At 56.2% G+C, this 14,439-nt stretch carries 10 protein-coding genes and 2 pseudogenes; 5 read left to right on the top strand and 7 right to left on the bottom strand.

Features of this window, described 5'->3' with window-relative positions:
* Positions 1-89 precede the first annotated feature (89 nt).
* Positions 90-1,358, top strand: a complete 1,269-nt coding sequence (locus tag NXC24_RS21100; protein ID WP_104825418.1) for a DUF892 family protein — start codon at positions 90-92, stop codon at positions 1,356-1,358.
* 48 nt (positions 1,359-1,406) lie between these two features.
* On the opposite strand, the pseudogene NXC24_RS35770 reads toward NXC24_RS21100, so the two are convergent.
* Together NXC24_RS35770 and NXC24_RS21090 are read right to left on the bottom strand one after the other, a co-directional pair.
* A pseudogene (locus NXC24_RS35770) lies at positions 1,407-1,587 on the bottom strand (restriction endonuclease); the annotation flags it as partial.
* Between the two features lie 642 nt (positions 1,588-2,229).
* On the bottom strand, positions 2,230-4,158 hold the full coding sequence (locus NXC24_RS21090) for an adenylate/guanylate cyclase domain-containing protein (protein ID WP_104825417.1): 1,929 nt from the start codon (positions 4,156-4,158) through the stop codon (positions 2,230-2,232).
* A gap of 759 nt (positions 4,159-4,917) precedes the next feature.
* Here NXC24_RS21090 and NXC24_RS21085 point away from each other — a divergent pair.
* Entirely contained in the window at positions 4,918-5,127 is a 210-nt protein-coding gene (locus NXC24_RS21085; RefSeq protein WP_104825416.1) for a hypothetical protein, read from the top strand.
* A gap of 329 nt (positions 5,128-5,456) precedes the next feature.
* On the opposite strand, the pseudogene NXC24_RS36250 reads toward NXC24_RS21085, so the two are convergent.
* The 4 genes and pseudogenes from NXC24_RS36250 to NXC24_RS21060 all read right to left on the bottom strand — a co-directional run.
* A pseudogene (locus tag NXC24_RS36250) lies at positions 5,457-5,605 on the bottom strand (ABC transporter substrate-binding protein); the annotation flags it as partial.
* A gap of 47 nt (positions 5,606-5,652) precedes the next feature.
* Complete coding sequence (locus NXC24_RS21075) at positions 5,653-6,168, bottom strand: NUDIX hydrolase (RefSeq protein ID WP_104825415.1); 516 nt, start codon at positions 6,166-6,168, stop codon at positions 5,653-5,655.
* Between the two features lie 288 nt (positions 6,169-6,456).
* The gene (locus NXC24_RS21070) at positions 6,457-6,717 is read right to left on the bottom strand and encodes an NUDIX domain-containing protein (RefSeq protein WP_104825414.1); all 261 of its coding nucleotides are present in this window, start codon (positions 6,715-6,717) and stop codon (positions 6,457-6,459) included.
* Positions 6,718-6,916: 199 nt separating this feature from the next.
* Complete coding sequence (locus tag NXC24_RS21060) at positions 6,917-7,174, bottom strand: DUF982 domain-containing protein (RefSeq protein WP_104825412.1); 258 nt, start codon at positions 7,172-7,174, stop codon at positions 6,917-6,919.
* A gap of 1,295 nt (positions 7,175-8,469) precedes the next feature.
* On the opposite strand from NXC24_RS21060, the gene NXC24_RS21045 reads away from it, so the two are divergent.
* The 3 genes from NXC24_RS21045 to NXC24_RS21030 all read left to right on the top strand — a co-directional run bounded on the left by NXC24_RS21045 (position 8,470) and on the right by NXC24_RS21030 (position 13,224).
* Entirely contained in the window at positions 8,470-9,111 is a 642-nt protein-coding gene (locus NXC24_RS21045; protein WP_104825409.1) for a DUF47 family protein, read from the top strand.
* On the top strand, positions 9,111-10,130 hold the full coding sequence (locus tag NXC24_RS21040) for an inorganic phosphate transporter (RefSeq protein ID WP_104825408.1): 1,020 nt from the start codon (positions 9,111-9,113) through the stop codon (positions 10,128-10,130). Before NXC24_RS21045 ends, NXC24_RS21040 begins: the two co-directional genes overlap by 1 nt.
* 1,441 nt (positions 10,131-11,571) lie before the next feature.
* Entirely contained in the window at positions 11,572-13,224 is a 1,653-nt protein-coding gene (locus tag NXC24_RS21030) for an adenylate/guanylate cyclase domain-containing protein (RefSeq protein WP_104825406.1), read from the top strand.
* A 209-nt stretch (positions 13,225-13,433) separates the two neighbouring features.
* Here the strand turns inward: NXC24_RS21030 and NXC24_RS21025 are convergent, their stop codons facing one another.
* Entirely contained in the window at positions 13,434-14,372 is a 939-nt protein-coding gene (locus NXC24_RS21025; RefSeq protein WP_104825405.1) for a hypothetical protein, read from the bottom strand.
* Between the last annotated feature and the right edge of the window lie 67 nt (positions 14,373-14,439).

Raw genomic sequence — 14,439 nt, 5'->3', positions numbered from 1 at the left:
AATGGCAATCAGATGGCCAGCAGCAGCCATAGACATGGAACATTCCTCCGCGAGACCGGTTAGTTGTCATTCAACCCGGAGGATGCGCAATGTACCACCACGTCAAGAAGCTCATGTATACTGTTCGGGTTGACGAACCTGATACGAAATTTGGCAACATGCTGCTTGAGCAGTTCGGTGGCGCGAACGGCGAACTTGCGGCAGCCATGCAATATTCTATTCAAGGTCTGAACTGCGAGGATCCCGGACGCAAGGACCTCCTGATGGATATCGGGACGGAAGAGCTCAGTCATCTCGAGATCGTTGGCACTCTTGCGAGGATGCATCTCAGGCCGTTGAAGTCGGTCAGAGAAGAGGCGGAGGCCGACCCGTTGATCGCCATCGCAGGCGGCGGTGGCGTTAATCTCTTTAATTCGATGGGAAATCCGTGGACCGCCGACTATCTTAAAATCACCGGTGAGTTGGATGTGGATCTGCGCAGCAATATCGCTGCGGAAGCACGCGCGAAGATTGTCTACGAACGGTTGATCAATTTCTGTCGCGATCCGGGCACGAAGGATGCCCTGCAGTTCCTCATGACAAGAGAGATTACCCACATGCGTGCTTTTGCCCTGGCTCTTGAAAGCATGGGCAAGCCGCCTCTAAGCGTCGGCAGGATTGCGCCGACTGCGGGCCTCGTCGATCAGTTCTTCAACGACTCGACAGGTGAAGGGGATCTCGGTGAAGTTGACACCCGCGGTCCATGGAACGAAGGAGAACCTTGGGAGTTCGTGGAAGCGCCGGCCTTCCAGGGTCTCAGGGGAGCCGAGAACACAGGAACGGCGATCCTCACCCAAAGCGCTCCGCCGGAAGGATCGGAAGCGATTCAGGAAGTCCTCGTGGATGAGCTGCGCGACCTGCTGCATGCGGAAAAGCAGCTCTTGAAGGCGCTTCCCAAGATGCAGAAAGCCGCCCGCGCGCAGCAGCTCCAGACCTTGCTGCGCAACCATCTTGCTGAGACGGAGGCACAAGTCGAGCGTCTGAACGAATGTCTGCGCATTCTTGGCTCGGCAGCTCGCGCCAAGCCATGCAAGGGCATGGCCGGCCTGGTAGAGGAAGGCGACGAAGTGATGACGGAAGGCAAGAACAAGGAAGACGCTCCCGCAGATCTGGCATTAATCGGAGCGGCGTTGCGGGTCGAGCACTACGAGATTGCCGCTTACACCACTGCTCGCAATCTGGCACTCCAACTTGCGCAGCCCGCGGTCGCTCATCTGCTGGCACTATCATTGGGTGAAGAAGAGAATGCGGGACAGTTGCTGGATCAGGTTGCCCAACCTTTAATGTCCGCGGCGAGAATGCCACGTAGTGTCGTCTGACAGTCTAGCGGTAAAAGGTGACATCGTCGTGCTCAGCTCGCGGAAGCTGGCTCTTCCGGTCTTATTGATCCGTCCCGGAATGACGTCGCGGTCATTTGCGTGTCGTGAAATCCTATTTCCAGATCGTCTGACAGGCCTTTCAGCCTCGATCAAACGTCCAATGGGCGGTTCCGGACAGCGCAAGCCCTTTGGACTGAATGTCAGGCCCGTTTGACTGGATCGGGCGTATATCTTCCGCCGCGCAACGCGGGCAAACCTTCCATGTTTAAGCGGCACATCCACTCGGCTGTTCTGCCGCTCTTCTCGTAAAATCTCGATCACTGCCAGAAAGTATTTGATTATTGTCCGCGCCGAAATGGGTATGGAGCATGAAAGTGCCAAAGAAAGTTCGTTGGCGTCAGATTATCCACTTCTACAAGCAGGGTATCGCGTAGCCTGCGGTTCCAGGATGCAGCGCCAGTTATGGGATTGACGATCGGACGCTCGCTCTCGTCCTTGGCACCAGGCCGCCGCACTATCGGCGGAGGAAGAGATTCCGCGTCGGAAGGTTCCGGTTTCTCAGGTAACTGCTATGCCTTTTGGGCGGCCTTGCTCGGGCGTGGCATTCATGTGGTTCGTACCCATTGTGGTGCTCCTTCCCAGCAAAACCCGGACAGAAAAGAAGGGTTCCCCGAGCCAACACGCCTCGGTGCAGGATCAGACATCTCTAGGAGCCGACCGACCTTATTGAAGTTTTAGACCATCTTTCACTTATATGGATCAAGCAGGGGTTCCGGTGCTTCGGTGTGGCAAAAAAACAATACCTGACCTCGGCCTGCAATCCGGTAGCCGCCCTGGAGTTGTCGGCATTGTCGTCCACACGGGGGCTGTCCTATAGCCGCTCTAGAGGGTTCGCCTTCCAGGCCCCGCATTCCGGCAATCGCACCGGTTTGGCTAGTTTCGCCAGCGTCTCGGGTTTGGCGCACGCGGGGAAGCCAGCGAGCGGCATCGTCTCTATGAACCGACTACGCTCGATCGTGCTTAGGCCGGGTTCATTGATCATGCTCTCTACTGTCAGGTTCGGGTGCTGCTTGAGAGCTTCTGTAACCGAGGCAGTGGCCTCATTGGTGCGACCCAGGGCCGCCAGGGAGCTGCTGCGGACCACCCAGGTCCACTTTTGGTAGTTGTTAGGCGTCATGCGCTCCAGCATCTTCACCGCGTCCTCATACCGGCCGGCCATAAAATAGGCAGGTGCGAAGAAGTTGGATGCCCACATTGGGTAGTTCGGGTCCAGCCTCATTACCTGGTCGACCATTTGGGCGCCGCGTTCGGGTTCACCGAAGCGTGCTGCAAAGCCGGTATAGAAAGTCAGGATTTCAGACGAACCTGGAGCTAGACGAAGGGCCGTGTCCAGCTCAGACTTGGCCCGCCCCATGTCGCCCTTATTCGCAAGGCTCATACCAAACACCGCATGCGCTTCAGCGTCGCTCGGATCAAGCCGCACCGCGCGTTCTGCCACATCGGCGGCCGCCTCGCGGTTGCTCTCAGGATTGACGCCAAACACACTCATTAGATCATGAGCATGGTAAAGTTCTACCCAGGCCCTTGCCAGGCCCGGGTCCAACTCGACGGCGCGGTTGAGAAACGTGATGGCCTCCTCGTCATCTGCTTTCGTGAGCTTTTCAATCTTCTCAGACCCCAGCAGATAGTAATCATAGGCATTTAGGTTTTCAGGGCGTTTGCGTTTGGCTGCAGCCCGCCCGGCCTCTTGAATCAGTCCCACTCCGCCGCCGAGGCGGTTGGCGACCTGCTCTGCGATTTCGGTCTGAACCGCGAAGACGTCCTCAGCGGGTCGGTCCCAATTTTCCGACCAAAGATGGTGGCCTGTTTTTGCATTGATCAACTGTGCTGTGATCCGTACCCGGCCACTCTGCCGCTGGATCGAGCCTTCCAGTATAAAGCCGACATGGAGCGCACTTGCGACCTGGCGGGCGTCCACCGGCTTGCCTTTATAAACTTCGGTCGAATTCCGCGCCATCACCTCGAATTCTGGAAACCGCGCCAGGTCGGTGATGATGTCCTCGGTCAGGCCATCGGCCAGACGCCCGCTTGTCTCATCGCCGCCATAATTGTCGAAAGGCAGCACCGCCACTGACGGCTTTCCACTCAAAGGTTCGGGCTGCAAGAACCACAAGACCCCGCCGCCTGCCAGAGCAAGCGCCACGATCGCCGCCGCAGCCGTCCCGGCCCAGCGCGGTATCATTCCGAGAAGCGGGCGATGCACGCGTTTGCCGTCGAGTCTCAGCCGATACATGCGCACTGGGCGGGTGATGTTCTTGACCTGCTGCTGACCGGCGAAATCGAGCGGCCAGTCGAGTTTGCCCTGGAGATGATCGTATGCCGTCCCCGACACCAGCACACCGCCCGGCTCCGCCAAATGCTCCAACCGCGCGGCGACATTCACCCCATCCCCATACACATCACCATCCACCAGCGCCACATCGCCGAGATTAATCCCGACGCGGAAGACAATGCGCTCAGGCTCCCGTAAGTCGGCGTTGCTCGCCGCCACGGCATTCTGAAACTCCGCGGCGCAGGCAACCGCATCAACCACGCTGTCGAAGGCGACGAGAGCGCCGTCGCCCATCAGCTTGATAACGGTGCCATGACGTCGGGAGATGGTGGGATTAATCAGCTCTGCCCGGATGGCTTTCAGTCGTCCGATCGTACCAGCCTCATCGGTCTCCATCGCTTTCGAATAGCCTACCATATCCACCGCTAGGATCGCGAGCAGCTTCCGGTCAAGTGCGGGGGTACCCATCAAATTTGCCTTGCATGAACATGCAATTGTGTCGGCAGTCTACACCCATCGAAGCGCCACAACCAGCACACCGCCAAAACGGCATATCTGCTTGTGGCACGATCCGGCCAAGGCGGCTTTCGGCCCTAAGCAAGCATCTTTCTTGTCGATAATTCCCGCGCATTGAACAGGTCAAGGAAGTGAATAGTGCCGAAGGATAGCCACCTAAGCGTAGCGGTCGGACCGATGAGTATATAATCAGATAGTTGGTTGGAGTGCGATTACTGTCCATCCCTGGGCCCCCTATCTATGGGGTCATAGAATAGACCTTTATCCAAGTCGGACGATGACACCCTTGGATATTGTTCCATTTATTGCTTTGATCGGCGCCTCGATAGGCAACCCCATCCCCGCTATCGCGCCGCAAAGGTCGCGCCAGGTTAATCGAACAGATGACTCAATTAGCGGATACCATTGAAAAAGTCGGCGTTGCTGTTGGTGTGAAATTCTGGTTCGGTCCTTCCAGGCATCGGAAGGCAGGATGATGAGACGCAGCTTATCCCGACAAAGAATTCGAAAAACTGGCAAAGACGAAACACGCACTGCAAGCGGCGCCGCCTTGCTCGCTAGTGCGTTGCCACAAACACATCCGGCCCTAGTTACCAGCGTAGGAGCAAATGTTCATGAACATGAAATCAGTGCTGGTAGCTGCCATCATTGGCCTTACCGGGCTGACGCTGTCGAGCTGCGTCGAAGAAGGCCCATACCGCACGAACGGATATGGCCCTGCCTATTACAGTGGTGGCGCCATTTTTATCGGCGGCGGCGATCGGTACCGATATCGCTATAATCGGAACCGCTACTATCGACATCGCTATCATGGTCATCAAGCATATTACCGATCGGGCCGGCCGGAATACCGGAGCCATCGTCAAGAGTATCGCGGTCATTCGGCAGGACACCACCGGATTATATTCGACAAAAACCTAAGCCGATAAGACGGCCGGTCTGCTGAATTTAGAGGAGAGCAAGAAGAAATTGGAATTGGAAGATTGAGGTTCTCGCCTGCAACAGCCTGGAGCTGAGATCATCAACACGAACCCTGAAGGAGACGAAGATGAGCTTTCCAATTGCCGCTCACTACATCCTGAGGCCCGAGGGAGAGAACGCTTGGACCGTTTTTGACACGGCCATCGGCCGGCCCGCTGAGTTCCGGGGGTCATCCTCAAGGGGCTGGACCGGGATGTTGCCAGCTTTATGCTAAATGCGTTCCTCGGCGAATTTCCACCAGAATAGGCCCTACAAAACCATGACCGTCTCGCCTTGGCAGCTGCCTGCAGTTTATCGTTGACGTGTTGTCGGTAGCATTGTTTGCCTGCGAGAAGCCGATGACGAATTCGCCAGACTTGGCGCAAGCCTTCACCAACGGATCAGCAGCCTGAGCGACGCTGGCAATACCAAGGCAAGAGTCTCAAGGCGGTGCGACTAGGAAACAAACACGCTATTCGGCTGTGCTTACGGTTTCTGAGGCTTAAAATTAACGAGAAAAGATTTCAGCTCGATTTCACGAACACGTCGCGCCGCCTCGCCAGGGCTAACCCAGTCTAGCTGGCGCTGTCCTTGCTCCTTAAAGTCTGCCCTGACCTCTTTCACCTCCAACTGAAACAGGTCAACGACGCACGGGACAACGTTGCCATCATCAAGGTCCTTCAGATAAGTATAGCGGCCGACCGGCGTCTTTCTTACCTTGCCGCGAACCCCGGCTTCTTCCCAAGCCTCAATAGCCGCTGCTTCATGCGGCTTTTTGCCTTTCATCGGCCAGCCTTTCGGGATGATCCATCGCCCACTGTCACGCGAGGTGATCAAAAGCATTTCGATGTTGTCGGCGTTATCCTTATAGCGAAAGCAAAGCGCGCCATACTGATTGCGGAACGAAGCCGCGAACAGCTTTTCAGGCGTACGCGCAAGCTGTTGCAGCAGGTGATTTGATTTGAGTGTTGAAGTTTTGCGGGCTTCTTTTTTTGACTTCATAATTACCAAATATTCAGATTATCGCTGCTTACTCAATCGTCTCGGCCTGCCATGAAGAGCCGGTGGGTTCAGCGCATTCCTTCAAGTGGGTCCGCGAATATGCAAAATCGGTAGCAAATGCCACCCACCCTACAGGAGCCGCTTGGCGCCAGAAACGATCATACGTTTAAGCCCGCTTAACAAGCGAAATGATGTTTTGATGCGCTAGTCGTCGAAGGGAGGCGACTTCGCTCAAGCGAGCCCACGTTAAATCGCTATGCTCGTCGCCTAATAATCTCGGCCGACCATTCAGCCAATCAGTGACGATGAATAAATGGTACGCGGCTTCAGTCTCGTCGTCCTTGAAATCCCAACGTGGCGGAAGGTGGTGGGTGCCAAGCCAACTTCCTCTTCAGCCTCTCTGACAAGAGCGACTTCGACGGCTTCATCCGCCTCGATGTGTCCGCCAATTAACTCCCAGTGTCCGGGGTATTGCTTCTTATGATCGGCTCTCCGCACCATCAGTATGCGACCATTTTCAATGAATACTGCTAAAACTATGGCTGTCATTTATGCCGCTCCGATGGATATGGCGGAGCTCGGCTTCTGCCAATCATTGATGGTACGGATGGCGCTGGACAAGTGCAAAGAAGGATTCTCGCGGCTCGATGGTCCCCGTGCCGGTCTTGAGTTCAGGTCAGTTCCCCAGCGGGGCGACGATGTTGGGCAGGTCGGCAACACGTCATAACTTACGCACCTTTCTGTCGCATCAGCATTGGTTAAAGAACGGTATTCCGGCTTCTTCGGCTGCAGCCAAGAACGCCCGCCGCGCTTCGTCGGCAGAGATTTTGCGATCATGTGCATCAATGAGTGCTTGTCTCGCCTGGTCAAAGAATTTGCCGGTTTGGTTTCCCGGCCACTCCTCCAACATGTATTCTACTGCTCTTTCCGCACTGTCTATGGTAAGATATTGGCCGATCCGGCGCGTTTCGATTGTCACTGGCAGCGTCCACCATTGTAGTGTCATCTTCGTTTCCTCCCACTACCGAACGGCGATCTCTAAACTGGGTTCCGTCGGAGCGCATGGGAGCGCTTCCGCGTAGGGCAACTTCCCAGGGACATTGAGCTCAGGGAGAAAGCAAATGATATTCACTGAAGCCGACCTAGATGTCGTAAATCGCCATATCGCCGAAAGTGAGGAACAGGTCTCACGGCAGGAGCGAAAAGTGACTCTCCTTCGTATGCAACACTTGGACACGGAGTTGGCGGAAAGCGTTCTGAGAGTCTTTTACGAGACGCTGCTGATACACAATGCCAATCGCGATATGATAGCTGCTCACCTGAGACAGAAATGATCGCAATGACCTCTCTAGCATGCTGAAGAAATATTTGTACTGCTCAGCACAGAAATTTCTATCCTCGCTGGAGCAATATCCTGGTTCCTGGCAGAGCCTAGGGCTCGCTGAAGGACTTGGTTGTCAGCCAGCAGCTGTGAAATAGCCTTCAAGCTCATCCTCAAGCTCATGGCAGAGTTCTTCGTATTCTGCGATCAGCTTGCTATCGTCTCCCTCCGCGCGCAGCCTATCTCGAACTCTGATAGCATCGGCATAATTTTCGAGAACGTCGCTCCACCAATGGGCGGCCTTCGCATGGCAACGGAGGTGTGGGCGCCGCACCAAAAGTGTCGCTAAGCCGTACCGGTACTTTTCGATAGGCCTGTATTCCATGCCCTTTTGAACCACCCAAAGCGCATGTTAGCGCTGACCCGAAGGGTTTGATAGAAGTTTTTGATGTGCTGATATGCATCGTGCGGGGCGCCGCCCGTCGGCCCCTTCTTAGATCTGGCGCGCGGTCCGCCCAGTCGACATGGCAGCCGATCGCGCAGGGATCCGACCATCGCTCGGGAAATTCAAGGTTTGAATTTACAGAGAGGCGACCCGGCCTCCCTACGCGAACCCTACGATACGAGCACCTCGATCGTCGCAACCCGGTAAGGCCTTCGCGAAGGTCCGACTATCGCCCGCGGCTTGTGCTCCGCTGATGCGTGCCGCCATGACTTAGTTTGGCGCACGGCGTTGATGACGGGAAGGCGCCAAGACGCTCATTGGTGGCACCTGCCACGTAACCCGTGAATACGAAGGTGCATTCCGGCCATCACATCGAGCAATCTCGATGTCACGTGCACCTCCCGCATTTTCATAAATCTGTCATAAACCGAAATTCGCCAGTATCAGCTCCAAGAGATAGCGTTTAGAACACTGCTATCCCTGATGGCGGCTGTCGTCGTCTATCGCCCGAGGATTAGGCAATCGAGAGGTGCTCATGCTTGGTTGGTTTCGAAGGTTGATGCCACGTGAAGACCAGTTTTTTGCACTCTTTGAACAACATTCCAAGACAAGCGTCGCAGCCGCACAAGCCCTGGACATGCTACTCTCGGGGAAAGAGATCGAGCATCAATGCGAAACTATCGTCCGATTGGAGGATGAGGCGGATAATATCACGCGCGAAGTCATGCAGGCCGTGCGGCGAAGCTTCATCACGCCTTTCGATCGTGGAGACATCAAGGACCTCATTCAATCCATGGATGATGCGATCGACATGATGCATAAGACGGTGAAGACCATCCGCCTCTTCGAACAGAGCAGCTTTGATCCGGGCATGCAGGAAATGGGCAAGACGGTCGTCGAGGCGGCCAATCTTATTGCCGAGGCAATCCCGTTGCTTGATCGCATCAACGCCAACGCACCGCGACTGTCGGCAATCGTCGAGCAGGTCACGCGGGTGGAAGGTCGGTCCGACGAACTGCACGAACAGGGGCTCAAAGATCTGTTTCGTCGGCACGGGGCCAACAATCCGATGGCGTACATGATCGGCAGTGAGATCTACGGCGAGCTGGAAAAGGTGGTCGATCGTTTCGAGGATGTCGCCAACGAAATCAGCGGCATCGTGATCGAGAATGTCTGATGGATGCAGCGCTCGCTTTTCCCCTGCTCGTCGGCCTGATCGCTGTTGCCTTGCTGTTCGATTTTCTCAATGGCCTGCATGACGCGGCCAATTCGATTGCGACAATCGTATCGACGCGGGTTCTGAGGCCACAATATGCAGTCTTCTGGGCCGCCTTCTTCAATTTCATCGCCTTCCTGTTTTTTGGGCTCCATGTGGCGGAGACGCTCGGCACAGGCATCATCGATCCGGCGATCGTCACACCGCAGGTGATTTTTGCCGCCTTGGTTGGCGCCATCGTCTGGAATGTCGTCACTTGGATATTCGGCATCCCCTCCAGCTCCTCCCACGCCCTTGTCGGCGGCTTGGTCGGGGCAGGCCTTGCCAAAACCGGACTGAGCTCGATTGTCTGGAGTGGTCTTATCAAGACCGCTGTCGCGATCGTCATGTCGCCGATGATTGGCTTCCTCCTGGCGTTGTTCCTTATCCTGGCGGTGACCTGGACGTTCATTCGGCAGACACCGTTCGCGGTCGATCGATCGTTTCGCTTCCTGCAATTCGTGTCGGCGTCACTTTATTCGCTTGGTCACGGCGGCAATGATGCACAGAAGACCATGGGCATTATCGCCGCACTTCTCTATTCGCAGGGCTATCTCGGCGGCAGCTTTCATGTGCCGCTCTGGGTGGTGCTTTCATGCCAAGCAGCAATGGCCCTTGGTACCCTGTTGGGCGGCTGGCGCATCGTTCATACGATGGGCTCGAAGATCACTAAGCTGAACCCGATGCAAGGTTTCTGCGCCGAAACGGGCGGCGCTTTGACGCTCTTCGGCGCCACTTGGCTCGGCATTCCCGTTTCGACCACCCACACCATCACCGGCGCCATCATCGGCGGCGGCGCGGCGAAGCGCGTTTCGGCGGTACGATGGGGTTTGGCGGGCAACATTGTCGTCGCCTGGGTCGTTACCCTGCCGGCTGCGGCGATTATTTCGACACTCTCGTTTTGGCTGGTGACTGCAGTGGACCAGTTCTTTTTTCCTTGATGCAATTCAGGGCCTCGAGCATAAAGAGCTCGAACCGTCAGCTAGAAGGCTGTGCCGCAATTCATGAGCCCGAAGCTTGCGCTGGTGAAGGCGGGCGCTGGTAAGGATGTCGCAGGCCGCAGCTGTGAACAATTTACAGATGAGCAGCGTGGGGCCATTGTCGCCGCTCGTCCGCGACCTTCGGCACATTCAACGATGACGTACTGGCTTTTCAAGGATCCGGCATTCAGCGGATCAACATGTACAGCGTCATTCTCGGTCCTCGCTCCCAAACATTGCTGCTCCTTCAGCGCTCATCTCGGCTGCTCGCCGCCTCCGTAGACCTAATCAAAACGTCGACATTCTTTATTGCCTACCGCAATTTTGGTCTGCCGAATTTACACGAGCATCCGAACGTCCTGCCGTCATAGCTGCGTATGTCGGACCGATTTCGCATCTCAAATGCTCGGCGGAGGTTTTGCCCATAGCCGAAAGCAAGGCTATCAATCGTGTCGAGCAAAGGATTAGAATTGCCGAAGCATGCATTCTTCGTCGGAAAATTCTTGTGAGCTTCATGATGATAAAAGGGCTTTTGACCAAAAGCAGAGAAGGTACTAAGGAGACGTTGAGGGACTTACACCGGCTCCGCGACTTGATGAGCGCGACCTCGAACGGCAGGCCGTGACTCAACGAGTTCAGCAGTGCCCTCCAACAACTCACGCGCTTTGACGATTGCCTGGGTTGTAGTCTCGAAAATGTCTGGCAGTCTCGTTGGCGGCCTGGGATCGTCTGACATGATTGTCTCCCGTAGCAGGCGGGAGCGCTTGTGATCTCTCGGCCGTCAGCGCCTATATATTCGGTTGCCGACGATCATTCCAACATAGGGCATTTTCGGGAAGTCCAATCCGTTGACGATCATTTTGAATTGTTTCGCTCTGCCGTCGCTCCGGAGTTGGGGGAGTTAGACCAAGCGTAAAAACGATCAAGGGTTCGTTCAGCTGCGGGTTTTGTTGTGAACCGAGCTTCCTCGCTGGTACCCGCCGCGTGGAGCATTTGACCGTGGATGAGCGAAATTTCGAGATGCTTAGCCACAGATCAAATCGCCAGATGCTGTGGTGCAGATGTGGAGGAAGATCGCGCAACTTGCAGGTCGCCTGATCACGGACGTCACGTCATCCCTTGACCCAAACCCGATAACTACTGCCTCTCGAACGCCAAGTCGCATGAGGCGAACCTGGACGAACGGCTTCACGCGACCAAGCCGAATATTTGCAACAGAGCCACGTAGCGTGGTGCCAGATGATCGTGCTAGATAGCGTCCCCAAGAATGCACGAGGATGCCATGGCTGAAACGCGAAAGGTCGCCGCGATATTAGCTGCTGATGTAATCGGCTTTAGCCGACTAACAGGCGCCGACGAGGATGGCACTTTGGCGCGTCTCAGAGCCTAGCGGAGTGAACATGTGGACCCGACGGTCACCGCCCACAACGGGCGCGTATTCAAGCGCACCGGTGATGGCCTGCTCGTCGAGTTCCGGAGCGTGATCGATGCGGTGCGATGCGCGATCGAGCTTCAGTCCGCCATGCCGGAGAGGAATGCAGGACTGCCCCCGGACCGCTTCATCGAATTTCGCATCGGCGTTCACCTGGGTGAGATTGTCGAGGAGACCGACGGAGATCTCATGGGGGACGGCGTTAATATCGCCGCGCGCCTCGAAGGTATTTCCGAACCCAATGGCGTCTGCCTTTCGGCCGCAGCCTATGACCAGGTCCGCGACAGGCTGGACTGCCGCATCATCGACCTCGGCGAGAGAGATCTCAAAAATATCAAGCGCCCGATCAGGGCCTATCAGATTCTACCTAGCGAGATAGACCCTGCTGGAAGCGTCGTGCCAAACCATTCCGTGGCAGCCCGGTCCGCGATGGAGCGCTCTTGGCTTGCGGTACTGCCGTTTCAAAACCTCGGCGGCGATCAGGAGACAGACTATTTCGCGGACGGCATTGTAGAGGACATCATTACGGCGTTGAGCCGCACCCGGTGGCTGTTCGTCATCGCCCGTAACTCGTCCTTCATTTACAAGCATAAATCTGTCGACGCTCGTCAGGTTGGGCGCGAACTCGGCGTGCGCTATCTTTTGGAAGGCTCGATCCGCAAAGCGGGGCAGCGCGTGCGCATCGCCGGGCAACTCATCGAGGCTTCTACCGGACGGCACATCTGGGCCGATCGTTTCGACGGCGACCTGGCGGATATCTTCGATTTGCAGGATAGCATCACCACAAGCGTCGTCGTGGCCGTCGAACCACGTCTCCGGTTGGCCGAAATAGAGCGGGCGCAGCGGAAACCGACGGACAATCTCGGTGCCTACGATCTTTATCTGCGGGCGCTGCCGTCCATGAACGCCTACACGCGGGATGGCTTCGTGGAAGCCGAAACCATGCTGCGCCGGGCGATCGCGCTCGACCCAAGCTACGCGGATGCCCTTGCCGCATTGGCCGAATGCCTCGTCCGTATGACGCTGAATGGATGGGCCGCGGATAAGATGGCGAGCACAGCGGAGGCTTGTGAACTGGCGGGCCAGGCAGTCGCAATCGATCCCGAGAACGCTGCTGTCCTCGCTATCGCGGCCTGGGCATACTCCACACTCGGTGTCCGCTTCGAGCAGTCGCTAGAATTCGCGAACCACGCGCTTGCTTTGCACCCGAATTCGATGCACGTCCGCTCATTTTGCGGGTGGGTGTTCAACTATTTCGGTGAGAGCCTCAGGGCCATCGAGCAATTCGAAGAGGCGCGGCGCCTCAGTCCGGTCGATCCCAGAAGCTACTTCCCGCTGCTAGGGCTGGCGTGCGCGCATTTTTTTGCCGGCCATTTTGAGGAAACCGTGAACATAACGGGCCGCATCCTGGCCGAAGTGCCGACCCACAATGTCGCACGCCGCTATCGAGCCGCAGCTTTGGGACATCTTGGTCGCCTCGAAGAGGCAGGGGCGGTGATCGCTGATATCCTGAAGGCGCAGCCGGCCTCCAACCTGCGCAGTTCCCGAACCAGCGTCTTTCGCGATCATCGCATGTCCGAACTCTATGTTGGCGGACTGGAGAAGGCCGGATTGCCTGATTGAACTCCCGTATCCCCCAACGCTGCGTAAGGTCGAATGAGATGCTCGGCTCGGATACTCAGAACATGTGGCATCTGGGCAGAGCGTCCTCGTCTCCACGTTGATGGGGGCAAAACCTGGGACCCCACCATCCAATGTCTGGCTGCAGTTGAAGAGATGCGAACCTACGGGGGATCGAACCACAATTCTTCGGGGCAAACTGGCACTGAAGCCTAGAAACATGACGATATTGCCGTTCTAACAGCTATTCCGACCAACGCACTCTGGATGGCGGCACCCACAACGGGCCGCAACCGCGGCACTGATGCGATGAGAATGGAAAGACCCGGAAGATCAAGTGGATTGAGCAGAAGTGCTGAACTATGAATGATTTGCTTATCTTGAAGGGGCAGTTCCTTTTGAAGGTCGAAAAGCAGTGCCACCGCTGCGCTCGATCCTGCTAGGCACTTTGTCATAAACAGCAGGATATCTTGTTGAGTAAGATGGAGCATTTGAAGCAATGGTTGAGCGACGGACGTGAAAGCTGAAATTGCGCCAGCACTTTGGATCAGCTTTACGAGTGCAAGCGCAATCACGAGGACGGGCAAAACCGCGGAGATAACCTTGATGGCATCAGCGCCCCCGCGGTTGATTGCCGAAAGAAGATCGAGCCTTCCTTCACCGTGATTATCCACATCGTCGTCGCCAACAACGATGCTCGAAGGTGAAAGAGAACGACGCCCGACGATCCAGTATGCGAAGGTTGAGGCAACGAGTGCGCCGCAGACACCGTTCAATATAATCAGCGCAGGATCGATACCGATAGCCGCTAGCGGCAAGCTCGCATTTGCGGGAGCCGCGGCAAGCACACCAGCAAAGGCAGCTGCAAGAAATCTGTCCGACGCCCTTTTGTGTGTCATCAGTGACAAGGCCGCGATTGGAGCGGCAGAACTTACCAAGCTGAGTTGCAGGACGGCCACAACCCCCAAGCCATCCAGACCGAAAGCTCTGCAGACAGGATTGGCTTTGATGGCGAGCCATCGCAGTGCGCTTATGTTTTCGACATAGCGCATCAGCGAAAATGTCACGATCATGAGAGGCAGAAAGGTGAATATCGCGATGTCGACGGCACTTCGTCCGGCATCCAGGATGGCGGTGATCAGAATTGTCATGGGAACGGCTGGTTTGATGGACGGTGAACGCGCGGCCGGCTTTGATGGAGGAAGCAGACTCCGGATT

Source organism: Rhizobium sp. NXC24 (assembly GCF_002944315.1).
In the GTDB taxonomy this organism is placed as follows: domain Bacteria; phylum Pseudomonadota; class Alphaproteobacteria; order Rhizobiales; family Rhizobiaceae; genus Rhizobium.
The sequence above is the reverse complement of the archived record's forward strand: the minus strand, read 5'-3'. Positions and strand labels throughout refer to the sequence as shown.

Coding starts and splice junctions, on each gene's coding strand:
- NXC24_RS21100 (WP_104825418.1), top strand. CDS start 90: ATGTACCACCACGTCAAGAAGCTCATGTATACTGTTCGGGTTGACGAA.
- NXC24_RS21090 (WP_104825417.1), bottom strand. CDS start 4,158: ATGGGTACCCCCGCACTTGACCGGAAGCTGCTCGCGATCCTAGCGGTG.
- NXC24_RS21085 (WP_104825416.1), top strand. CDS start 4,918: ATGGCCCTGCCTATTACAGTGGTGGCGCCATTTTTATCGGCGGCGGCG.
- NXC24_RS21075 (WP_104825415.1), bottom strand. CDS start 6,168: ATGAAGTCAAAAAAAGAAGCCCGCAAAACTTCAACACTCAAATCAAAT.
- NXC24_RS21070 (WP_104825414.1), bottom strand. CDS start 6,717: ATGACAGCCATAGTTTTAGCAGTATTCATTGAAAATGGTCGCATACTG.
- NXC24_RS21060 (WP_104825412.1), bottom strand. CDS start 7,174: ATGACACTACAATGGTGGACGCTGCCAGTGACAATCGAAACGCGCCGG.
- NXC24_RS21045 (WP_104825409.1), top strand. CDS start 8,470: ATGCTTGGTTGGTTTCGAAGGTTGATGCCACGTGAAGACCAGTTTTTT.
- NXC24_RS21040 (WP_104825408.1), top strand. CDS start 9,111: ATGGATGCAGCGCTCGCTTTTCCCCTGCTCGTCGGCCTGATCGCTGTT.
- NXC24_RS21025 (WP_104825405.1), bottom strand. CDS start 14,372: ATGACAATTCTGATCACCGCCATCCTGGATGCCGGACGAAGTGCCGTC.